Origin of the sequence: Bifidobacterium longum subsp. infantis ATCC 15697 = JCM 1222 = DSM 20088, from assembly GCF_000269965.1 — a bacterium.
GTDB lineage: Bacteria > Actinomycetota > Actinomycetes > Actinomycetales > Bifidobacteriaceae > Bifidobacterium > Bifidobacterium infantis.
In genome coordinates, this window is the sequence record NC_017219.1 from 1,171,317 (window position 1) to 1,192,463 (window position 21,147).

The window sequence follows — 21,147 nt, forward strand, 5'->3', positions numbered from 1 at the left end:
CCTACAGGAGTGTGAACGAACAGCTGCGCATTCTGCGCTCCCGTGGCATGGCCGTCGATGCCGGTGCGGGTCATGTGCTCAGGCGCGAGGGCTATTATCCGATCGTCAATGGCTATAAGGATTTGTTCCTCGACCGAAAGGCATGCCTGACCGCTGGTGATGACCGGTACGGAACGGGCGCGCGTTTCGATGATCTGTACGCCCTGTTCCTGTTCGACCGTGAGTTGCGTGAACTGTTGTTTTCCTCCATCACACGGGCGGAGGCCGCGCTCAAGGCAGTGTGCGCGCATGAGTTCACCGGGCTGCACCCCGACGAGGTCAACCCGTATCTCAATCCCGACTATTATGATTCCAGGTGCCGTCCGAGCGCCATGGCATTGATCGACAAGGTCTTCAAGCGGATACTTGAGTTGGACGGCAACCCGCGCAACAGGGGCGACTATGGCGGCAAGGCGTATATCCGCCATTGCATGGAAGACCACAACGGCCAGGTCCCGTTGTGGGTGCTGGCCAACGATCTTTCCTTCGGCCAGACGGTATGGTTCTTCCAAGTCCAGTCCCCGGCCGTCCGATTGGCGGTCGCCGAAAGTTTCACCGGTTTGTATGCGGACACGCACGACAGGCCACGGCGCATCACCATCAAGCGGCTGGACAGCATCTTCAACAGACTGGTGTTCTACCGCAACCTGTGCGCGCATGACGAGCGCTGCTATTGTGCCCGGTACGATGGGCGCGCTAACGAGAACGTGTATCAGGCCATCGGGGATCTTGGTTATTTGCTTGACAAGGACGATTACTTGGAATTGTTCGGTCGCTTCTCCGCATTGGTCGCACGGGTGACCTCCACCATGCCATCGCGGAGCCAAGCGATCCTGTCTGCCATGGGTGTGCGCGAACGGGAACTGGCCGACAGGGCGGAAATCATACTGCGCAGCTGACCGTTCCTGCTATTGGGACGGTGGCGTCGCAGGCGGCTTTGGACCATGAGCCAGCTGATCTGGGCTGTCTGCAATGGGCCTGTGGGATTCGGGATGGATTTGGATGCCATTGGCGGCTGGGACGGTTGCACGGGCTGCGTATCGTTCTGTCTATTGTCCGCCATGGAGACATGCTGCCGGGTGAATGCTTCTGGGCACCACCCATGCGGAACATCATGAAACCACAGGGGGTATTGCACTTTTCCGTGCCGGTCGGCGAAGACGCTGAGCGCCGGCAGGGTGGTGGAACGTTCCCGGATTATTCTTGGGTGCCTGTAGGTGCCTCGTGGAAAACGAGCGTAACCGGCAGGTTTCCCAAAAATCGAAAACCTTGGAATAAAGCAAAAAACAGTTGGCTACTATTATCATGCGAGGTGCGCATGATGATGGTAGTCATGGTTCCAAGTGTCTCATGGGCTTGAGACCGGGGAAGAGACGTGATTGCGGGAATGGCGCGGAGAGCCGTGGACTGGCTGCGGCCGATAGCCGGGAAGCCGAGCCGCAGCGTGAAGCGTCATGCGAGTTGGCTCGCGATGATCAACGCGCCGGCAACGACCATGAGCGCCGAGAAGACACGCAGAAGAGTCCTTTTGCGTTCTCTTCCCGGTTTTTGGATCCAATCACGACGTATATCAGGACTAATCCGACGGCCAGCGGCACCAAGGCCAGTAGAAGCAGTGGCTTTTCCATGGCATCTCATCTCGAACGCTGTGGTTCAGATGTTTCGATGTTCGGTTTTTCTGCGCTTGCTGACAAGAGCCATGGAGCAGCATGCCGATACGCACAGATTCACTATGCAGGTCGCCGCCGGCAGTAGCCGTATGAACGGCTGACTGTAGAAATCGAGGACATCCGGATCCATGAATCCTGAGTACATTTCAAAAACCGGATATGATGCGAGAGCCGGCGCCGAACTCACGAGGAACAGTATCCAAATGACGGGTAATCTCAGGATGGATACTGTTCGGCCTTTCCGATGGACTTCTTTCGAGAACATGAAAAGAGCCCAAGAGGCCACTGCGATTAATGCACCCGCGCAATACAACAGACAGGGAACTCGCTACGCATGATTCCGTCCTCACTTCAGTCGCAGGTAATTTGGCTTATCGATCTTCTGGCAGGTTCGAGATTATACGGTGTTTTGAGATTACCATACCTGACATGGCAGTCGAATTGCCCGTTGTCTATTGGCAGAGCATCCGACTGTTAATCGGACGGTCGCTGGTTCAAGCCCAGCCGCAGGAGCCAGACAAAAACCCGGAACTTCGGTTCCGGGTTTTTGTTACCCGCCCCCCGAAACTCCTTTATCAAGGAATCATCCATAAGGGATGCCGCAGCAGACGGTCTCCAAGGCGTACTGCACCGTGCTCATCCCCATGGACGACGGCAACTGGCACGTCACCGTGTACTGTCCCGCTTCGCTGGACGGCCCACTGCTCGACAAGGATTCCAACGAATTCGACACGGACGACGTGAAACCCGGCGACAAGTCGTACACCGTTGCCAATCCATTCCACCTGGATCACGCACCCGGAACAGACGGTTTCATCTTCGGCCCTGACACCCTCCGACGATAGCGATGGACTAACCATTCAACCGCACGCGTAGGAGGAGCGCATTCCAACCATGAATGAATGACATATAGACGTCAAGGGCTTGCGGACATCGTGTCCGCAAGCCCTTGACGTCTCAATCCAACGAAATATCGACTTTTACCCGTTTGTCGGATTCAGGCTTTCGCGCAAGTCCGGCGATGAGGAGGGCCACCAGCAGGGGGATCGTCGTCAGTGTACCCCAGGAAATCGAGAACGTGTCGGCGATGTAGCCGCACAGCGGGGTGACGACCGCGGTGAAGGCCATCAATACGAGCGATCCCACGGAGAACGCGGTCGCGCGGATCGAATCGTCAATGCTCTCGTGCAAGCTGCTGGAGATCGTGTTCGCCACGTACATCTGCGCGCAGGAGAACACGAAGAACGCCAGGATCCTCACCGCCGGCATCGGCGTGGCCGCAAGCACCACCGCCGACACGATGAGCACGAGGATCGCAATGTCGCCGGAACGTGGATGCAGCCGCAGCATACCCAGACGACTGCCGACGATCTGCGCGATATTAGTGAACACTAGGCCGGCGAACTGCCACCAGACCCCGGTCTGGTGGCCCATCAGCAGCAACTGCCAGAACGTCAGCACCGACAACGTACCCAGATTGAACACCACCATATTCCATATCTCCGGCTTCCGCAGCAGCACGGCCGCGGCCGCCACGGTCTGCCTGACATGATCCAACACCGTCAGCGAGGTCCCGGACTCGCCCGGCTCGGCGGATCCATCGGATTCGACGGACGCCTCGGCCTGCCGTTCCGTCGTCCCGCTCCCATCCGTCGCTGCGGCCTTGGTGCGCGACCCGGCCCTCATCAGACCGAGAAGCGGGATGATCGCCAATACGTAGAACACCGTCGCGCCCAGCCAGATCAGCTGGGAGTCAAGCAGGAACAGCACGGCACCGACCGCACCGCCGCATATCGTGCACACACCGATCATCGCCGACAGTCTTGACACCAAGGTCTTCATACCCAGCGAGGGATCGTACTTGCGGGCGTATTCGATGTACAGCGAGGACGCCGCGCCGCTTTCGACCGCGGCCCCGATGCCGGCCAGCACGTTGGCCAGGCACAGCACGGCGAAGTTCGCGGACCAGAACAGCATCAATATGAATCCCGCGACGCGGCACAACACGCCGATGATCAGCGTCCGTTCCCGGGACCACCGGTCGAACAGCACGGACGTGGGCAGCTCGCTGGCCGATTCGCTGACGTCGAACACCACATTGACGATGGAGATCAGCAGCACCGACAGGCCCACATCATGATAGGCCACCATATAGTAGACCGAAAAACATCCGGCACCAAGATAAATAAGCGCATTATACAAACAGGCAAACCGAACCATCAATCATTCCCTTACATAAACAAAGAACCGGTATACGTCGATCTATGTATATTAAATCCCATAGCCTTAGCAAAATCCTCCAGACGATTGGAGTTTGTAAAATACGTCGAATCACAAGGTGCGATATTCGTCGCTATACATTTGAGAGCCTTCTGCTGTTTTCGTGGGTTAGAGGATGGGTGTTGGTAGGTGGATGGGTAGGCCGCTGCATCGGAGTTTGATCATGGCGATGAGATTGTCGACGTGGCGGAAGCCGTAGGCCATGTGGATGGTGACCTTGATCTTGTCGTTGAATGCCTCGGGCCTGGCGTTGGAGTGGCCGAGTCCGATGGCCCCGAGGATGTCGTCCTCGCGTCCGTGGGTCTTCCCGCATGGTTCGACGATCTCGGGGATGCGGCTGTGTGAGGCCCGGAAGATCCATCGTTCCAGCCCGGCCCCGGCTTGGTCGATGGGCCGTCGCCGTTCGCCGCCCCCGTCGTCGTACTCAGGGCACTTGCGCCCGCAGTGCGAACACCCGGGTGCCGCCTTCTGGCACCGCACCCGGACCACCGGCGCGGGAGCGGGACACAACGGCGAATCGTCCGCCGGCACGTCCTCGACGACCATTTGGGATTCAACGGCTCACCGACGAACCACCACCCACGAAAACAACACAAGAGCCTGATTTAAACTGTAGTCTGCATGGTGGAATTATTCCCGTGTCTGTACCGCCAGAAGTACCGTTAAGGGAATTTCCGTATAATGCAGTTGTGGAGCTTGTCAATCCCGGAGCCGATACGGTATCAAGAAAGACCTATACGGGTGCAGATGCGGATTGGTATGTAAAAGTAGAGGACATTGTATTGAAGAACGCAGGCAATCCATGGAACCATACACCGCAGGGACAACCGAAAAAATAAATTTGGTGGGTAAATTTTTTATTGTAGCAGATATATGGAACTGTTATAATATGGATATGAAGGAAGCAACGCATTTGAAGTTGCAGAAGGAGTGAATCTGAAATGTGTATGGAATGTTATGTTGACGAGAATAGAATAACACCACTTTTAAATCCATTAGATTGTTTAGAAAATCATACACAATACATTTGTGGGACTTGCGGGAGGTGTATCTGCATTGAGCATGATCCCAAACGTGGATTACAACGGTGGAATTTCCCTTTTAGATCGTTAGAGATAGCGAAATTATATTTGCGTACTGCTGATTATAGTACTAAAAAGTCATGTGGTATTTACGAACTGAAAAGTGAGAATGGCAGACTTTCATACAAAATCTTTGCGGACGGTGAGGACTTGCTGTTATATCTAAAGAAGAACAAAGGAAAAACTTGCAAAGATATGAAACCGGTTTTCATGATTGAAGAATACAGAGAATATGCAAATACGCAAATAAGAAAATTGACCTCTGATGAAATACAGAGATATATGTCAGAGCGATAACTTCCAGTTTTGCAATTTCATATCTATGCATACATAGCAGTTAGTCTTAGGATTGACTGCTTTTTTTGTACTCAGAAAGGAGTGATTGATTTATGCAAAAGATTTGGAACAAAAGACACCGTATCAGTGCCGGCGACGAACACCTTGTCTATCCTTTTTCCATAGGGACGTTTCTGTTTTTGTTCGTGGCGGTTCTTCTGCTACTGAATATAAAACAGCTCGTGCGTACTGATTGGGAACGTCTCAGCTTGTTAGAGAACGGCTTGACGCTTTCCACATACAACTTTATAACCATACTTGGTGTGCCGACACTCCCGATTATATGATGCATTTCAACGGATTCAGGTTCATGGGCCCATACGGGTGCTGACCAGGATGGGAGCAAAGACATGTCAATGACCATGTCTCCTGATTGCTGAATCAGTATCTCCGACGAAGCCTTCGCAATAGACGATGAGGAAATGGAAGATGAACCCGTTCAAGATGAAGACTGACGCAGAACCTCAGGAAGCTTCGTCTTCCGAGTAAGCTCTGTGCTCCTCATGCAGACACGTGATACCGGAGCCCCTGCCTTCGCCAAGAAATACGGTCCCACGGTCGTCAGCAAGGTGGGCCACTTGGTCGTCAATGTGGTGAAGAAAAGATTCTAGCTGCATATCTGTCCGAGTCGGACACGATTTACGGCGTGTGTCCTGCGAGGGGCTGGTGATGTTTTGTCGTGCTCATCGTTGATTCCATGGCCTCCATCACCGGTGAAAGCGCGATATTGGAAAAACACCGTGAGGCCATCGAGCGTGATGGTCCCAGGATGGTGACGCAGGCCGTCGGGAAGAATACGTTCTACGGCGGATCCGTGAAACCGGATCGTGATGATAAGCAGTCCTCCAGTCCGAACAGCTACTTCCAGACCGGATACAAGAGCCTGATGGATTTGGCGATAAGGCGGATTCTAGTGGTGGTTGCAACACCTGAGGTTTGAGCGGCCTTCCATGGTCACGTTGTCGGTTGTTGAGGTTATCACGCGGCGTCGAGCAGTTCGATGATCTTCTCGCTTGGTTTCATGAACCCGAGGGTTTTGCGTGGCCGGTCGTTGAGTTCCTCGGCGACCGCGTCGAGGTGGTCCTCCGGGTAGACGGATGGGTCGGTGCCTTTGGGGAAGTACTGGCGCAGGAGCCCGTTGGTGTTCTCGTTGGTGCCGCGCTGCCACGGGGAGTGCGGGTCGCAGAAGTGGACGGCCTCCAGCGAGGCGCCGATCCGTTTGTGCAGGGCGAGTTCCGCTCCCTGGTCCCAGGTCAGGCTGTTGCGCAGGAGTTTGGGCAGGTGCTGCATCTTGTCGATGATGGCCTGCCGGGCGTGTTCGGCGTCGTGCCCGTCGGGCAGGTGCGGCAGGATCGTGAACCTGGTGGTGCGCTCGACGAGCGTGCCGATGGCGCTTTTGTTGCGGCTGCCGGTGATGAGATCGCCCTCCCAGTGGCCCGGGACCGCCCGGTCCTCGATCTCCGGGGGCCGCTCCGAGATCATGACCATGGGTTCGCGGAAACGGGGTTTGCGGCCTTGGCCGCCTCGGGGTCTGCGGGCGGTTCGCCCCTGCCTCATGGCGCGTTTCGGCTCCTGCCTGAGTTCGCCCCTGGCCTGCAGGTAGATGGGCTGGCAGATCGTCTCGACGCTCGCGTGCATATCCCCATTATCCGGGAGGTCCGGCCTCGGCCGGTTGGCTATCTGCTCCGGGCTCCAATGCCTGCGCAACCCGGCGGCGATCTCGTCCCACAGTCGCGTGTCCTCGGCCGCCTTGCGCGGTTTGGGGCGTTTGAGCCGGTCCGCGGCCTTCTGCCGGGCGCGGCAGGGCTCGTAACCGCCGGACTCGGGATTCCCGTCGCGCTCGACCTCGCGGCCGACCGTGCCGGGGTCGCGGCCCAGCAGGCGGGCGATGGCGCGGATCGAATCGCCCAGACACAGACGGTCCGCGATCTGGATGCGCTCCTCCTGGCTCAGGTAGCGCGGATGGAGGGTCCTGGGTTTGTCCATGGTGGAACGATACCGGTCCACCAGGGGTTTCTCGTTCCTTCCCGTGGCGCGCGTCCTGCCGTTGCGCCACGCCTTGCCGGTGCGTTTCGAGACGCCGACCGCGTGCGCGGCCTGGGTGAAGTTCATGCCTTCCTCGTCCAGCAGGCGCACGTACTCGGCGCGTCTCGCCTCGCACATCAGCTTCCTCGTCGGATATTCGACGCCGTTGAACGCCCAACGGTGTTCCCCGCCACGGTCTTCGTTTCGGTGGCTTGTGGTCACCTGACCCTCCTTGCGGTAGGTCAGGTGTTGCAACGATCACTAGAACCCGCCGGGCCGGTAGTATTCGGGGGCAATGGCACGAGTCGATCTATCTTGTCCTTGGTGAGCGGCGTCTGGTTGCGCCGGGCGCTCGGCTTGCGCAGGGTGATGGGCGCCACGGGCAAGGCCGTGGGACGCATCTATTGAATCGGAGTCGCGGAGCAGTCCAGGCCGGCAAGGCAACGTGTGACCGCAAGGCGGCGGGGGCCTCTTATGCTGGGAACGCACCTCGATGATCCTCCGATCGGCGTTTGGAATGGGCCCATGCCGTTCTTCAGGAGGAGTCGAAGATGGATGGAAGCGCAGGCGACTAGCGGTGAATGTTTGTAGTTTTCAAAGGACAGGAGTGTTGGGAAAATCTACTGTAAGCAAAATCCGATACAGGGAATCTGATTATCTACATAAATACAGTATCTAAAGACTGTTTATTGCTTGGATGATAAGTGGTTCACCATGAATGTATCGTGATTGAATATGGGTCTTGATATGACGAGATGCAAAGGGAGATTGCACGCATGTAAGACCGTGTATCTCCCTTTGACAAACTATCTGAAGTTCTCTACATTTATAACTCTGGAAAAACAATCGAGCAAATTCATGTTGTGAGTGACCATGATTATAGTAATGCCATCTTCATTTAATTCTTTCAGAAGCTTCATCACTATCGATTCATTCTCTTTATCAAGTCCGGAAGTTGGCTCATCGGCTAATATGATCCGACTTCCTTGCAAAATCAACTTGATAATTGCAATTCGCTGTTGCTCTCCGCCGCTTAACTGGTATACTTTCTTGTCAAGCATATCAGTTAGCTCAAATTGCTTTAGATACTTATCGATTAGTTTGAGTTTTTCTTTCTTTTTTATTTTCTTATATTCAAGAGCCAATTTTAAATTCCATAACACGCTTTCATCTTCTATAAGTCCATAATTCTGAAACAGATAACCTATTGTGTATCTTCTCAAGATCATAGCATTTTTACTGTTTATGGACACATTTTGATGACCGTCAATAGTGATTGTTCCCGCAGATATATCAGTAATCAATCCTATTATATTTAGAAGTGTCGTTTTACCCGCACCGCTTTTCCCCACAAGCCCCACAAATTCGCCTTTTTCTATTTCCAAAGACAGATTTTCAAATAGAACCTGATTTTTTCCATATTGTTTCTTGATGTTCTTCAATGTAATCAATGACATAATTATGCTCCCTTTTCAATCTCATATAAAGTGTTTGAGATATAAGTTCTATAAAGCAATTCGCAAAATATGTAGTCAATAAATATGATCACGAAAATGAAAGCAAAATAATGATTTATAGCAGTCAATATGACTGATATAATGAGTCCAATTCCCCAAAGAATATAACGATTCTTTAGAGTTCTAGAATGAGAGAATCCCAAAATCTCTTTTGCCGCATATTTCTTTCGATTTACAAAGATGTCCACATAATTTGAAATATACAAAATAAATAGTAAAGACACTATAAATACAATCATGAACATGGTGAGTGTTTTAAGAACGAAAGTCACATTTTCGAGCTGCATTAAATAAGGTGTGAGCAATGTTCCAGCTGTAACTAATTGCTCTAAACCATATTCTGACAACAAGGAAGAAAAGTCTTCTCTTGATTCCATCTGGAAAAATAGACACCTTGTATTTAAGGAATCCAGATAGTAAAGTCCAGCAAAATCGCCTGTATCAACAATGATAATAGGATCGGCTATATCAGAAAAACCATTTTCTGTATTAGCTTTTATTGTGGAAGCATCGTCGATATAAACAATATTAAACTTGTCAATGGTTCTTTCTTCTCCTGGTATTCCATAGAATTGATTGTAATTCATCAATCGGAAATATTCTTGCTTGATATATTCTTTAATAGATTGTTCATCATTCTTGTATTTATGCGGAACCAATACGGTTGGTTCATTGAATTTATCTTCTTCCAATGGTTTTCCGTTGAGCTTAATATTTGAAAAATCATTCAGATAGTTCCTGTTTGCGATAGCAAGCTGTTGTTCATAATAGGGGCGTGATGTCTGCAAACCATCGTCTGTCTTAAAATCACACAGTAGTGAATGGTTATGATTGTACATCTCCGATGCTTGCTTGGAATAGTTTTCTAATATGTTTGTGTTTGCTAACGCATAGTCATACTTCGAGGAATTAAAACCATTGGCGGTATAATATCCATCCAGATACTTATAGTCTAAAACAGCTTGTTGGCTTTGTCTAAATGAGTTTCCTTGATTTAGTAATGAAATAATGGTAATAACGATTATTGCTGAAAAAGCTATCTTTATAACCTGAACTACAGCGTTTGTGCCGTTATTTAGAGTCTTATTTTTTATCATTGCTTCTAAAGAAACAAACTTAATTAGAATACTTGTCATTAAAACACAAAGTATATTTATAGCTAAAACTCCAATAAAGAATAGCACGCTTGTTATTAAATAAGAAGAAGCATACCTGTTTGTTAATGCGTAATAGGTATTTAACAACAACAGTAATACTAGGCATACTACAGAATAATATTTTATTATATTTGTAATTTGTTCCTTTAAAATATGTATAGTAGAAAAGCCCATGCTTTTTTTAATACCTATTTTTTTCAAACTATAGGAGGTATAAATACAGTATATGATTTGAATTACAATAAATAAAATTATGAAATTCACAAGATTTAGTTCCAATACCATACTGTACGGAATGGAGTCGCTTTCAAAGTTGTTTATCGCGACGGACAGTCGAGATGCTATCTCTTTGATTGCATCGGCTGGTAAATCTGTATAGAATACACCAACACTATCTAGAAAATCTTCCTTCTGCAATTCATGATATTGAAATAAGATAGAAGAAGATATAGGCTGTTTTTGTGTAAAAGAATTTAACGGAAAGCAATACAGATCATAAACAGATTTATCTGTGGAAGTGAGCGTATTGTTGATAAGCTCTAATTTATTATGAGAATACTCTTTTGTAAATAACGTATAAAACCTATCGAGAACTTCTGGCGATGTTTCCTCTAAGACGTACCCTTTTAGATTCTTGGCAGCAATGTTATTCTTTTCATAAATGTTGTAAATGGAAGTATTAAAAATATAGGCAAAGAGTATGACTTCAAGGAAAATAAAAATCTTTAAAAACTTTTTCATAGCATACGCCTCTTCTTTGAAGGGATCTATAAACTAGAGCGGGACAAATAGCCCCGCCCTAAATACTCGAACTACTTTGCTCAATATGGATAATAATCATAATAAGATGTTTCATCCGCCCACCAAACTCTCCTTGCGTCTTTGTAAGCGTAGTTTGATTTGAGGCCGCTGGTATGCGTATCTCCGCCAATTTTCACGGCCTACTTTACCATGTAGTTACGACCAATACCTGCTTTGCGTCCAATTTCGGAACATACAACGATAGTCGTGGCCTTAATGTCTCATGGGCTTGAGGCCGGGTGTCGGACGCACGATTCCCATGCGTATGCCTTGGTGTGGCCTGTCCGGTTGTGGGGATCTGAGAGAGGTGGTGTTCGGGGTGGCTCTTTCCAGTCGAACGTGTAGCTTTGGCCCGACTGTTCCTCGCCGTCGAGATGCTGCCATACCAAGTGATGGTGAAGTTGTCCGAGTTCAATGATTTGCCTTCGTCGTGCAGTTATGTCTTGATTTCTGTGACGTTCTCAGAGTCGATAACATTGGTATCGGTGCCCCAGGAGACTTTGACCGTGATGTTGCTTGGGCCGATGATCATGGTCGGCAAACTGCCGCCCGGATGGTGGTTGTGCACATCCATCGACAATGCGTTCGGGCTTGGTGCCGTGACCAGAGTGGATTACGGGGCATGGACGTCGTCGATTGGTCTGGTGGCGTTGTTCGACGTTGCATTCATCTGCCTTGGTCTGGCTTTGGGGCGCATTCGCCGTACGCGCCCGTCCCCATCTTCTCACGCCGCCACGCAGTCGGCCGGATGATCACGAACGTTTCGTTCCATTGACCGGTTCTCGATGGAACGAAACGTTCGTGATGACCCGGTGGACGGGCCCTTCCCTGATCCGTGGCCACGGTTTGCGTATATCGCAAGTTGAACGCTGCGGATGGATGGGTGCACGGTATCTTGAAATCTTCAAAAAGTCTTCAATTTTGCTGTTTATTCTCTACCCTGAAAACAAGGAAAGGGTATTGGCAAACATGGAAGCAATTCTACAGACGAATAACCTATGTAAGGATTTCAAGAAGCAAAGGGCTGTGAATAAGGGTTATAGGCCAAAATGTGTGTCCGTTTTGGCTTGTGTTCCTTTGTGGCGGTGGGCGTTCCTCCTGTTCGAGTTGTATGGGCGGGGAACTCGAGGTCGGCCAGAATGTGTGTCCGGAATGGCCGGTCAGGCCTTGCGGCACAACGGTTGAGTGACTTTCGAGTTGGCGTGGCAGATTGGGTGGATGAACACACCTTGTTGCGCCGTGTGCGGCGAGCCGATGAAGCGGAACGGAAGGACGAGCTCGGGACGGATCAGGTGGCGGTGCCGGAACGCCGGCTGTGGGAGCTCACGCACCCAGTCGCGCGACAACAGCGCCCGTGATCTGCGGTGCGGTCTGGATTGGCTGTTCTCGAAGCAGTCGCAGGCCGAGCACCGGCTGCCGGCACGCACGCTGCGCCGCAGGTGCGAGCTCATGTGGGGCCTGTGGCCGCCCGTGCCGCTGGTGGACGAGGTGCATCATGTGGTGCATGTGGACGGCATCCACCTGCACCGCGACGCGGTGGTCCTGATCGCGGTGGCCGGCGGGCACGTGATCGGCTGGCACGTCGCCAAAAGCGAGAAAGCGGCGGCATGGCAGTGCCTGATGGCGCGCATCGCGCCGCCCGACGTGCTCGTGTGCGACGGCGGGGGCGGCGTCCTCAAGGCCGCGAAGGCCATGTGGCCGGATACGAGGATCCAGCGGTGCCTGTTCCACGTGCAGGCCAACATCCTCGAGCTGACCGGCAGGCGGCCCCGTCTGGAGGCGGGCGGACGGCTGCGCCGGGTGGCCCTGTCCCTGCCCCGCGTCGGGGACGCGGGCGGCGCGGCCGAATGGCTGGTCTCCTACAACCAGTGGGAGCAGGACTTCCATTCGTTCCTCGACGAGAAGAGCGAATACGCCGACGGCGGCGTGAACGACATGCACCAAAGGCTCGTCAAGGCACGGCGCATGATCCGCAGACGCATCCGCGAGGGCCACCTGTTCACGTTCCTCGACGAGGGGCTCGCGTCCGTCGGCCCGGTGCCGTCCACCAACAACCTCGTCGAATCATGGAACGCGCGCCTGCGCGACATGCTGCGCCGCCACCGCGGACTGCGGCTGGTCAGACGGCTGAAGGCGATCTGCTGGTGGTGCCACCAGCACACGGCGCATCCCGAGACCGACGCGTGGCTCGCGGCCAACGCGATGACCGACGAACGACTCGAGCGCCTCTACCGGCAGGCATGGGAGAGAAGCCCGCAAGGCCAGTACGAGACGTTCGGCATCCCCGCAAGATACGGCACCGGCATCGACTGGAACGAGTTCCACACCAGGGTCGAATGGCAGTCGAACGACTAGACCACCAGACACACATTTTGGCCTATAACCCGTGAATAACGTATCTATAACCGTTCGGAGAGGTTCGATATACGGGCTGCTTGGCCCAAATGGCGCCGGTAAATCCACCACTCTGAAAATGATCACGGGCATGCTCCGTCCTACCAGTGGCAAGATTCTGTTTGATGGACATGAGTGGAGCAGAAGAGATCTGGAACAGATCGGAGCTTTGATTGAAACTCCTCCACTGTATGAGAATCTTTCCGCAACGGAGAATTTGGAAGTCCGTGTGAAGTTGCTGGATATTCCTAAAACCCGGATAGGTGAAGTTCTAAGAATAGTGGATCTGCAAGATACGGGACGGAAAAGAGCCGGACAATTCTCAATGGGTATGAAACAACGTTTGGGAATAGCCATCGCTCTGTTGAATAGTCCCGAATTGTTGATCCTGGATGAGCCGACAAACGGATTAGACCCTATCGGCATACAAGAACTACGTTCTCTTATCCGTTCCTTCTCATCTAAAGGGATCACTGTTATTCTATCCAGTCATATTCTATCGGAAGTTCAGCTTATTGCTGACGATATTGGTATCATCTCAAATGGTGTTTTGGGATATGAAGGACCAATGAATAAGGATCAGAACTTGGAAGAACTATTTGTCGAGGTTGTAAGGAAATCACAGGAAGAACGATAGTATGATCAATTATATAGCCTCTGAATACCTGAAACATAAAGGTACTTTCGTTAGGAAAATAGCATGGATAGCCCCTATGCTAACGGTATGTCTTAATGTGCTTGCTCCTATGTGGTATCAGCAGAATTCATATAACTGGTGGTATGTGTTCTTGTATCCCGGTTGCGTGACGCTATTATCAATCCTGATAATTCAAAGAGATGGCGGCAAATTACAGTTTAGGGCCATATTGTCGTTACCTGTCGACCTAGAGCGGGTATGGTATGCAAAGATAATCACCTGCATACTTTATGCGGCACTCGCCAATGCAATTCTGATGTTGTGCAATATTGCAGGTGGTTTCATTATTCAACGCATCTTCGGCATACCCATGACGATCAGACCGATGCAGGCATTGTTCGGAACGCTCTGCATCATTTTGGCAAGTGCATGGAATATACCGCTATGCTTATGGCTGACCAAGAAGGTGGGTGTATTCGCCACTCTCATATTGAATGTCGGAATGAGCCTGACGCTGGGGATATTGGGGGCGGACACAGGCCTTTGGTTCCTGTTCCCCTATAGTTGGGTTGATCGCCTTATGGTTCCCGCATTGGGAATATTGCCGAATGGGGCATCAGTACAAGGAAGTACCCTGTCGACTCCCTTACTGTTGGTCATCGCGGTACTGTGCCTGTCGGTGTTTCTACTATATGGCCTTGCGAAGTCAACGGCAAGATCCTTTATCAATCAGGAGGTTCTTTGATGTCGGGTATTATCAGATGTCTTCAAGCGGAATGGCTTAAAAGCAGGCATACGCCATTACTTCTGATCCATGTTCTCTTCCCTGTGATCGGGGCCTGTGTTTTTGCTGGATATTTCCGTATATCAGGTTGGGGATGGATGACGGCTGTGACGACTTTTTTAGAAGTTGTGGCAATTGTTTTTCCACTTGTTATCTCTCTCGTCGTAGGTATGACGGTCGAACTTGAAAATGAAGCAGGTCATTTTCAATCAATCCTTGGCGTGGTTCCTTCGCGCATGTCAGTATATATCGGAAAATTGGCATATCTTATCATTCTGGCAGCTTCCGCAACGGCGCTTTGTGTCTTCTTATTTGCTCTGCTTTATTCAAGCGTTCCATTCTCGTTCTATATACGACCACTTACCATGTTGATATTGTCTGCAATACCACTGTATCTTATTTCCATACTTGCTGGTTTCACTCTAGGTAAAAGTGTAGTTATGGGTATAGGTATTGCAGGAAGCCTATTATCGGCATTGCTGGCTACGGGACTTGGAGACTGTATCTGGAAGTTCATTCCGTGGGGCTGGGGAGTGCGGTTTATGGATTATTGTGTCTTGAGATATGTTAATGAGGAACAGTTTTATTCTGGATTATATGAACTCCAACTAGGATTCATGATCATGCTTGTCTCTTCAATGGTGCTATTCATCGTAAGCCTGATGTGGTTCCACAGATGGGAAGGAGCAAAGGGATATGAATAAGATGCTGCCGATGCTTTGTGCTGGTATCGCATGTCTATCTCTTACGGGCTGTTCGTTGCAAGAGGGGAACAGCGAATATCCCGGAGAGCAATGTTATTTGAACAAGGATAACGTGACGAAGTTCTCCTGTATGGGAAATGACTACACCATTCTAGAGGATACGGTCTCCAACAACGGTCTCGGGGCATGGGTCGGGTATGTCCGACAACTTGTTGCTGTGGACGAGACGGGAAAGGTAATACTTCAAGAGGATCTTAAGAATGGTACCTTGCAGACTCTGGCGAAGATATCGGATCTGGTGGATAAAGCCCCTGGTAAGTCCCATGTTCTTCCATTCGTAAATGTGTATGCAGCTTCTGATGCCGGCGACTATCTGATTGTGGATATAAATGGCGAGTATCACAAAGCTGTCATAGACGAAGATGTCAGAGACGTGGATAGGGTGTTTGATTTTAAGGACATGCGACAATCCACGAGTTGCGGATTCTCGGTCAATCCCCGAGATGCGACCCAGATTCTTTGTGATGGCGTAGTCTATCAAGTAACTTCTGATACTGTGTCAGATGGTGAACTAGGAAGTCGCATTGATCTTCTTGCTAAAAATGTCGTATTTGATGCAGAGACGAAGATTCCTTTGTCAGAGGAGGAATTGAGGGAGATTGACTGGTATGGGGAAACCTTCGGACGGCATCGGGAACAATGGGTGTACAAGGACGTTTATGAGATCAACCGTACAGAGAGGACTGAAGCCGTTGCGGTGCGGATAAATGGCGTCTTCTATGTTGCAAAGCGCCAATGACCGTTTTATTGCATGCGTGAATTATGGAATAGAAGAGGCAGGCAGGTGTATCATGGCGACAATCCTGATGATTGATGATGATCGACCCATCTTGGAACTTGTGAAGAACGGACTGGAAAAAGATGGACATTCAGTGACGATCCATACGTCCGCCGCCCATGTGCCCCTTGAAGGGCTGAACGGGTATGATCTGATTATATTGGACATCATGATGCCTGATATGGACGGATTCACCTACTGCGGCAAGATACGTTCGTTGGTGGACTGTCCCATTCTCTTTCTGACCGCTAAGACAATGGAGAGAGACATTACATCCGGTCTTGGACTAGGAGCGGATGACTATCTGACAAAACCATTTCGTATTGCGGAATTACGTGCGAGAGTACATGCGCATCTACGCCGTGAACAGAGAGAACGACATGTGTCGCTTACGTTTGATCGGATAAAGATTGATCTATCCGCAAAAGAACTGCTGGTGGATAATATACCTGTACCTTTGACGAAAAGCGAATATCTGATCTGCGAATATCTTGCCGGCAACAGAGGGCAAGTTTTTTCAAAGAAACAAATATACGAAGCCGTTTTTCCCTTCTATGGGTATGGCGATGGTTCTACAATTTCGACGCATATAAAAAACATAAGGTCGAAGTTCGAGGAGGCCGGTGTTCAACCAATCGTAACGGTCTGGGGGATAGGCTATAAATGGGAACAAAGATGAAGACGACGCTTACAAGAACTTTTTATAGATTTCTTGTATGTCTGCTTTGCGGACTGTGTATGTCCGTAGTCATCCCCTTTGCCTGCATGATGTTCGCCTCCAGCATGGGGCTTGTAACGTTTGCGGATAATGCCGAACGGCAAGCGAAAAATCTGGTGCCGATACTCACCGCAACGCCAGATGTATCAGACGTGTATCTGCCCATTGGGATTAAATACCTTCGGTTGGATAGAAACTATGGATCCATAGATACGAATATGAACGAAGAAGAGAAAGAGAAGGCTCTGGCGTTTGCCGAGACGGGTCTCATAGATGCAGGCGGTAGAACACAGTTCATCTTCATCACTCGAGATGATGGGTACATTGTTCTGCAGTACGTCATAGGTTCTCAGTATCTCAATGCACAGTGCAACAAGTACCTACCGTCTCCGGAGATACTGCTGATTGCTTTGATCATCGCTAACAGCTTAGGCTTATGCGTCTACTTGACGGTTCATTTCGCCAGAGAGCTGAGAAAAGAATTGACGCCTATATTAGAAGCCACTAAAGAGATTGAAAATCACAACTTAGATTTTGCTATCAGGCATTCTCGAATACTTGAATTTGAAAACGTGGTTTCATCTTTTGATAGTATGCGAAACAGTTTGAAAGAGTCATTGGAACAGCAGTGGCGAAGTGAACAAGCGCAGAGAGAGCAGATCGCATCCTTGGCCCATGATCTGAAGACTCCATTGACTGTTATGCAGGGGAACATCGACCTGTTGGATGAGACGACGCTTGACGAAGAACAAAAGCTCTATCTGTCGTATGCGATGAGAAGCTCTGAGCAGATGAGACGGTACATAAAGATGATGATTGATATATCCCGAACATCCTGCGGATATCAATTGCAGATGGAAGACATATGCTTCCCGGAGTTCTGGAGACATGTCATATCTCAAGCTGAAATCATCTGTAGAGATAAAGGTATTGTGATTCAGCAGACGCAGCACGCTCTTCCGAAACATATAACTGGGGATGGAGTATTGTTGGAGCGGGCATTGATGAATGTGGTTTCAAATGCCGTAGAGCACTCGCCCGTAGACTCTCCGCTATATATGGATGCGGATGGCCAGGGTGATCACTTGAATGTCTGCATTACGGACTGTGGCTGTGGTTTTTCGCAAGAGGCATTGAAGCACGCGAAAGAGCGTTTCTATATGGCAGACCAGAGCAGAGGCTCCGAACTGCATTATGGGATGGGCCTATATATCGTTGACGTCATCATAAAACAGCATAGAGGAGAACTGCTCCTCAGTAATTCCGCAGAAACCAAAGGCGCCAGGGTCACGATACGGCTACCACGATAAGGGAACGACTCATGCGTCGTTCCCTTATCATATCTCCAAGCGATATTCGGCATGGTGGTCCCGGATTCAACTTAGCCGTCGACTGACGTCGCGGCCGTTGGGCTTTCCGCATGCGCTATTTGCCCGTGCTGCCGGCTCCGGTGCTTTGGCCGGTGGCCGGCGATCCGCTGGTGCCGTTGGTGTCGGTACTGGTTGAAGTCGATCCCGATGGATCTTTTTGCGTCGAGCCGGTGCCGGTGCCGTTCGAACCGGTCTGGCTGCCGCCGGTGCCTTGGCTGGTCAGGTCCTCGGTGGTCGGATTCTTTGAGGTGCCGGTGCCGTTCGAACCGTTGGCGGTGCCGTCGGTTTTCGAATCCGAGGCGCCGGCGCCGGTCGAACCCGAGGTGCCGTTGGCGTCGAGGTCGGTGGAGGGGGCGTCGGTTTTCGAATCCTTGCTGGTTCCCTTCGAATCATCGCCGGTGCCCGTCTGGGGCAGAGTGTTGTTCTGATCGGGTGTGCCCGTTCGCGTGCCGGTGTCGTTGCGCGCGGGCGTGGTCGTGGTGGGGGATACGAGATTGTCCGTGCCGCGTCCCTGCGTGGCCAGCATCACGACGCCGGCCGTCACCGCCACGGCGAGCAGGCCGGACACCAAGGTGACGATCATGGCGGTGTGCTTCGAAGCGCGGAAGCGGGACTTGCGCAGCTCATCGACCGAGTACGTCCTGCCGTTCGCCCGGCTGAACACGATTTCACGCGGTCTGCGTGTGGAGGAAGCATCATCGGCGGTCACGCCCGTCGCCGTATCGGGCTCGTCCCGAACGTCGGTCCGGCTGCCGGCCGTTCGGGGGGTACCGCCATCGGCATCGCCGTTCTCGGCGTCCTTCGTGATCCCGTTGCCGGAGGACGAGGCCGATTGGAGTTTTTCGCCGGAGGCGGTGAGCACGTTCTGGTAGATCTTGGTGGCCACGGCGGAGACGACGTAACTGGCCGCCGCTCCGATCACCGAACCGCCGATGCCGATCTTCGATGCGAGCAGGAACGAGGTGACGGCGGCAAGGGTGCCCGCCACGATGGATGAGAGGGAGATTCCTTCAAAAAACTTCTTCACAATGCACGACCGTAGGGTGTCGGGCTGACAGGTTGCCTGAGACTCGATGGAAGCGGGGCGAGGCCTACACGAGACCTTCAAAATCGGCCTTCGTACAGGTCGGACACGCCCTGCGGCGCACACACGTGCGTTTCGCGTCGCCGCAGGGCGCGGGACATCGTCAATTACGATGCAGCGACTGCCCGGTCGGTCTGATCACCGACATCAGTACGGCGGCGAAAATCAAAGCGAAACCCACCAGTGAACTCCACATGATCCTCTCGCCCCAGAACAAAGCGGAAAACGTGATGGCGAACAGACTCTCCGTGCACATGATGATCGAGGCCTGCGAGGCGGGCACGTGGGCCAGACCGATGTTCTGCATGATCTGGGCGCTCATCGTGGCGCCGAGGAACAGGTAGAGCACGCTGGCCACCACCGAGGGCGCCAGCCAACCGGCGTTCGGCGCGGGTTCGGTGAACGCCGCTCCTGCGATGAACAATACGCCGGCGACGCCGAACTGCACGAAGGTGACGGCGATCGGGTCGAACCGTTTGGTATAGATGCCCAGGAAAGTCAGGTTGAACGAGAAGATGACCGCGGTGGCGATGGTCAGCCAGTCGCCGGCGCCCAGCGACAACGAACCGCCCGGCTTCAACGAGACGAAGCCGACGCCGACCAGACAGATCACGCCGGCGACCAGGTTGATGGCCTTCGGCCGGGTCTTCGAGACGATCCATGTGGCGAACGGGGTGAGGACGCAATAGGCCGCCGTCAGAAACGCGCTGCGCCCGGGGTCGATGGTCCGCAACCCGACGGTCTGGGTGACCATCGTACCCCAATAGGTCAGGCCCGCCACCAGTGCCGGCACGATGATCTTCGGCGTCAGATACGGCACGATATGCCTATGGAACAACGCCAGCATGCACAGACAGGCACCGGTCATGCGCAGCCCCATCAGCCATTGGGGTGAAATCGCCTCCATGGCGATTTTGGCGAGCAGATAGCTGCCTCCCCACAACGCGGCGCAGCACAGCAGCATGAGTCTGGCGAGATTCGGGGGAAAGCTGCGTGACCAGCGGCTGCGCAACTTGTTGCAACGATCGACCAAACCCATGGTGCACCTCTGGACGGTTGGAAAAAACTTGTGGCTCTCTTGGCTCACAGATTACGGGGACTACCGGCCAAAACCGACCGGTCGGCGGGTATCGGGCGCGTATCGTCCCGTATTGCCGCCGGCGGGCGGAAGCGAGATGAAAACCATGTGAAGGTGAGGATACTCACAGTGAGCGCCCGGGCCGGTCGCGTGCGAAACCGGTATTCTGGAAAGGAACAGACATGGTTCCGCAACAATCTTGAAAGGATTCGACATGGCAGTCATCACACCGCAGATCAAGGAATTCATCGAGAACAACCTCGGCTGGATCACCACCGTCTCCAAGGACGGCGAACTGGACCTCGGCCCGAAGATGTCTCTGTTCGTTCTGGACGACACGCACATCGCCTACCATGAGCGCACCGCCGGCCAGCACTACGAGAACCTCAAGAACGGCTCTCCGTTGGTCATCGCCTTCGCCAACCTCGAGAAGAAGCAGGGCTACCGCTTCCGCGGCAACGTGGTGCTGCACGTTGACGACGACATCTACAACGAGCAGGTCAAGGTCGCCGAGGAAAAGGGCACCAAGAAGCCGGCCGTGATTCCGGTTCTCGAAGTCACCGAGATCCAGAACCTTGCCTCCGGCCCGACCGCCGGCAAGACCATCGCCAAGGACTGATTAGCTGACGTATT

20 protein-coding genes and 1 tRNA gene are annotated in these 21,147 nt (G+C 52.0%); 14 read left to right on the forward strand and 7 right to left on the reverse strand.

The window, feature by feature from the left end; all coding sequences use genetic code 11:
• Positions 1-11: 11 nt before the first annotated feature.
• The 3 genes from BLIJ_RS05000 (at position 12) to BLIJ_RS05005 (ending at position 2,554) form a co-directional block, all read left to right on the forward strand.
• On the forward strand, positions 12-938 hold the full coding sequence (locus BLIJ_RS05000) for an Abi family protein (protein ID WP_231837864.1): 927 nt from the start codon (positions 12-14) through the stop codon (positions 936-938).
• A gap of 1,215 nt (positions 939-2,153) precedes the next feature.
• Positions 2,154-2,225 (forward strand) — tRNA-Asn (locus tag BLIJ_RS14250).
• Between the two features lie 80 nt (positions 2,226-2,305).
• Complete coding sequence (locus BLIJ_RS05005; protein WP_007056056.1) at positions 2,306-2,554, forward strand: hypothetical protein; 249 nt, start codon at positions 2,306-2,308, stop codon at positions 2,552-2,554.
• Between the two features lie 112 nt (positions 2,555-2,666).
• Here the strand turns inward: BLIJ_RS05005 and BLIJ_RS05010 are convergent, their stop codons facing one another.
• Positions 2,667-3,860: an MFS transporter gene (locus BLIJ_RS05010; RefSeq protein ID WP_231837865.1), complete on the reverse strand. Its 1,194-nt coding sequence runs from the start codon at positions 3,858-3,860 to the stop codon at positions 2,667-2,669.
• A gap of 237 nt (positions 3,861-4,097) precedes the next feature.
• Positions 4,098-4,535, reverse strand: a complete 438-nt coding sequence (locus BLIJ_RS14975; protein WP_014484755.1) for a transposase — start codon at positions 4,533-4,535, stop codon at positions 4,098-4,100.
• Between BLIJ_RS14975 and BLIJ_RS15370 the strand changes: the two genes are divergently transcribed.
• Together BLIJ_RS15370 and BLIJ_RS05025 are read left to right on the forward strand one after the other, a co-directional pair.
• Positions 4,448-4,828 carry a DUF961 family protein gene (locus BLIJ_RS15370; RefSeq protein ID WP_012577350.1) on the forward strand — a complete coding sequence of 127 codons (381 nt, stop codon included), beginning with the start codon at positions 4,448-4,450 and terminating at the stop codon, positions 4,826-4,828. The two genes, BLIJ_RS14975 and BLIJ_RS15370, sit on opposite strands and share 88 nt — an antisense overlap.
• Positions 4,829-6,104: 1,276 nt before the next feature.
• Entirely contained in the window at positions 6,105-6,347 is a 243-nt protein-coding gene (locus tag BLIJ_RS05025; protein WP_012577353.1) for a hypothetical protein, read from the forward strand.
• A 38-nt stretch (positions 6,348-6,385) separates the two neighbouring features.
• On the opposite strand, the gene BLIJ_RS05030 is transcribed toward BLIJ_RS05025, so the two are convergent.
• The 3 genes from BLIJ_RS05030 to BLIJ_RS05040 all read right to left on the reverse strand — a co-directional run bounded on the left by BLIJ_RS05030 (position 6,386) and on the right by BLIJ_RS05040 (position 10,847).
• Positions 6,386-7,654 (reverse strand): IS30 family transposase, encoded by a 1,269-nt coding sequence (locus BLIJ_RS05030; RefSeq protein WP_014484759.1) that lies wholly within the window; start codon positions 7,652-7,654, stop codon positions 6,386-6,388.
• A gap of 584 nt (positions 7,655-8,238) precedes the next feature.
• Positions 8,239-8,889: an ATP-binding cassette domain-containing protein gene (locus tag BLIJ_RS05035; protein ID WP_012577355.1), complete on the reverse strand. Its 651-nt coding sequence runs from the start codon at positions 8,887-8,889 to the stop codon at positions 8,239-8,241.
• Positions 8,890-8,891: 2 nt separating this feature from the next.
• Positions 8,892-10,847, reverse strand: coding sequence for a hypothetical protein (locus tag BLIJ_RS05040; RefSeq protein ID WP_012577356.1), 1,956 nt, complete (start codon positions 10,845-10,847; stop codon positions 8,892-8,894).
• 560 nt (positions 10,848-11,407) lie between these two features.
• Between BLIJ_RS05040 and BLIJ_RS13550 the strand changes: the two genes are divergently transcribed.
• The 8 genes from BLIJ_RS13550 to BLIJ_RS05080 all read left to right on the forward strand — a co-directional run bounded on the left by BLIJ_RS13550 (position 11,408) and on the right by BLIJ_RS05080 (position 18,292).
• Positions 11,408-11,659, forward strand: a complete 252-nt coding sequence (locus tag BLIJ_RS13550; protein WP_231837866.1) for a hypothetical protein — start codon at positions 11,408-11,410, stop codon at positions 11,657-11,659.
• A 466-nt stretch (positions 11,660-12,125) separates the two neighbouring features.
• Complete coding sequence (locus tag BLIJ_RS05050; RefSeq protein WP_012577358.1) at positions 12,126-13,262, forward strand: IS256-like element ISBlo17 family transposase; 1,137 nt, start codon at positions 12,126-12,128, stop codon at positions 13,260-13,262.
• A 31-nt stretch (positions 13,263-13,293) separates the two neighbouring features.
• Positions 13,294-13,938, forward strand: coding sequence for a lantibiotic protection ABC transporter ATP-binding protein (locus tag BLIJ_RS05055; RefSeq protein ID WP_012577359.1), 645 nt, complete (start codon positions 13,294-13,296; stop codon positions 13,936-13,938).
• Position 13,939: 1 nt separating this feature from the next.
• On the forward strand, positions 13,940-14,683 hold the full coding sequence (locus tag BLIJ_RS05060) for a lantibiotic immunity ABC transporter MutE/EpiE family permease subunit (RefSeq protein WP_012577360.1): 744 nt from the start codon (positions 13,940-13,942) through the stop codon (positions 14,681-14,683).
• The gene (locus tag BLIJ_RS05065; protein ID WP_012577361.1) at positions 14,683-15,426 is read left to right on the forward strand and encodes a lantibiotic immunity ABC transporter MutG family permease subunit; all 744 of its coding nucleotides are present in this window, start codon (positions 14,683-14,685) and stop codon (positions 15,424-15,426) included. The genes BLIJ_RS05060 and BLIJ_RS05065 overlap by 1 nt, the downstream gene beginning before the upstream one ends.
• The gene (locus BLIJ_RS05070; protein ID WP_012577362.1) at positions 15,419-16,225 is read left to right on the forward strand and encodes a NisI/SpaI family lantibiotic immunity lipoprotein; all 807 of its coding nucleotides are present in this window, start codon (positions 15,419-15,421) and stop codon (positions 16,223-16,225) included. The genes BLIJ_RS05065 and BLIJ_RS05070 overlap by 8 nt, the downstream gene beginning before the upstream one ends.
• A complete protein-coding gene (locus tag BLIJ_RS05075; protein ID WP_014484764.1) occupies positions 16,206-16,943 on the forward strand; it encodes a response regulator transcription factor in 738 nt (245 codons plus the stop codon). The genes BLIJ_RS05070 and BLIJ_RS05075 overlap by 20 nt, the downstream gene beginning before the upstream one ends.
• A 59-nt stretch (positions 16,944-17,002) precedes the next feature.
• Positions 17,003-18,292 carry a HAMP domain-containing sensor histidine kinase gene (locus BLIJ_RS05080; protein WP_158309819.1) on the forward strand — a complete coding sequence of 430 codons (1,290 nt, stop codon included), beginning with the start codon at positions 17,003-17,005 and terminating at the stop codon, positions 18,290-18,292.
• 115 nt (positions 18,293-18,407) lie between these two features.
• Here BLIJ_RS05080 and BLIJ_RS05085 read toward each other — a convergent pair whose 3' ends face one another.
• The gene (locus tag BLIJ_RS05085; protein ID WP_012577365.1) at positions 18,408-19,379 is read right to left on the reverse strand and encodes a hypothetical protein; all 972 of its coding nucleotides are present in this window, start codon (positions 19,377-19,379) and stop codon (positions 18,408-18,410) included.
• 160 nt (positions 19,380-19,539) lie between these two features.
• Complete coding sequence (locus BLIJ_RS05090) at positions 19,540-20,475, reverse strand: DMT family transporter (protein ID WP_012577366.1); 936 nt, start codon at positions 20,473-20,475, stop codon at positions 19,540-19,542.
• A gap of 253 nt (positions 20,476-20,728) precedes the next feature.
• On the opposite strand from BLIJ_RS05090, the gene BLIJ_RS05095 reads away from it, so the two are divergent.
• Positions 20,729-21,133, forward strand: a complete 405-nt coding sequence (locus BLIJ_RS05095; RefSeq protein ID WP_012577367.1) for a pyridoxamine 5'-phosphate oxidase family protein — start codon at positions 20,729-20,731, stop codon at positions 21,131-21,133.
• Positions 21,134-21,147: the final 14 nt, after the last annotated feature.

Excerpts from the sequence above, each read along its gene's own strand:
- BLIJ_RS05005 (WP_007056056.1), top strand. The coding sequence starts at position 2,306 with ATGCCGCAGCAGACGGTCTCCAAGGCGTACTGCACCGTGCTCATCCCC.
- BLIJ_RS05010 (WP_231837865.1), bottom strand. The coding sequence starts at position 3,860 with ATGGTGGCCTATCATGATGTGGGCCTGTCGGTGCTGCTGATCTCCATC.
- BLIJ_RS14975 (WP_014484755.1), bottom strand. The coding sequence starts at position 4,535 with ATGGTCGTCGAGGACGTGCCGGCGGACGATTCGCCGTTGTGTCCCGCT.
- BLIJ_RS05025 (WP_012577353.1), top strand. The coding sequence starts at position 6,105 with ATGGCCTCCATCACCGGTGAAAGCGCGATATTGGAAAAACACCGTGAG.
- BLIJ_RS05035 (WP_012577355.1), bottom strand. The coding sequence starts at position 8,889 with ATGTCATTGATTACATTGAAGAACATCAAGAAACAATATGGAAAAAAT.
- BLIJ_RS05040 (WP_012577356.1), bottom strand. The coding sequence starts at position 10,847 with ATGAAAAAGTTTTTAAAGATTTTTATTTTCCTTGAAGTCATACTCTTT.
- BLIJ_RS05050 (WP_012577358.1), top strand. The coding sequence starts at position 12,126 with ATGAACACACCTTGTTGCGCCGTGTGCGGCGAGCCGATGAAGCGGAAC.
- BLIJ_RS05060 (WP_012577360.1), top strand. The coding sequence starts at position 13,940 with ATGATCAATTATATAGCCTCTGAATACCTGAAACATAAAGGTACTTTC.
- BLIJ_RS05065 (WP_012577361.1), top strand. The coding sequence starts at position 14,683 with ATGTCGGGTATTATCAGATGTCTTCAAGCGGAATGGCTTAAAAGCAGG.
- BLIJ_RS05070 (WP_012577362.1), top strand. The coding sequence starts at position 15,419 with ATGAATAAGATGCTGCCGATGCTTTGTGCTGGTATCGCATGTCTATCT.
- BLIJ_RS05075 (WP_014484764.1), top strand. The coding sequence starts at position 16,206 with ATGTTGCAAAGCGCCAATGACCGTTTTATTGCATGCGTGAATTATGGA.
- BLIJ_RS05080 (WP_158309819.1), top strand. The coding sequence starts at position 17,003 with ATGTCCGTAGTCATCCCCTTTGCCTGCATGATGTTCGCCTCCAGCATG.
- BLIJ_RS05090 (WP_012577366.1), bottom strand. The coding sequence starts at position 20,475 with ATGGGTTTGGTCGATCGTTGCAACAAGTTGCGCAGCCGCTGGTCACGC.
- BLIJ_RS05095 (WP_012577367.1), top strand. The coding sequence starts at position 20,729 with ATGGCAGTCATCACACCGCAGATCAAGGAATTCATCGAGAACAACCTC.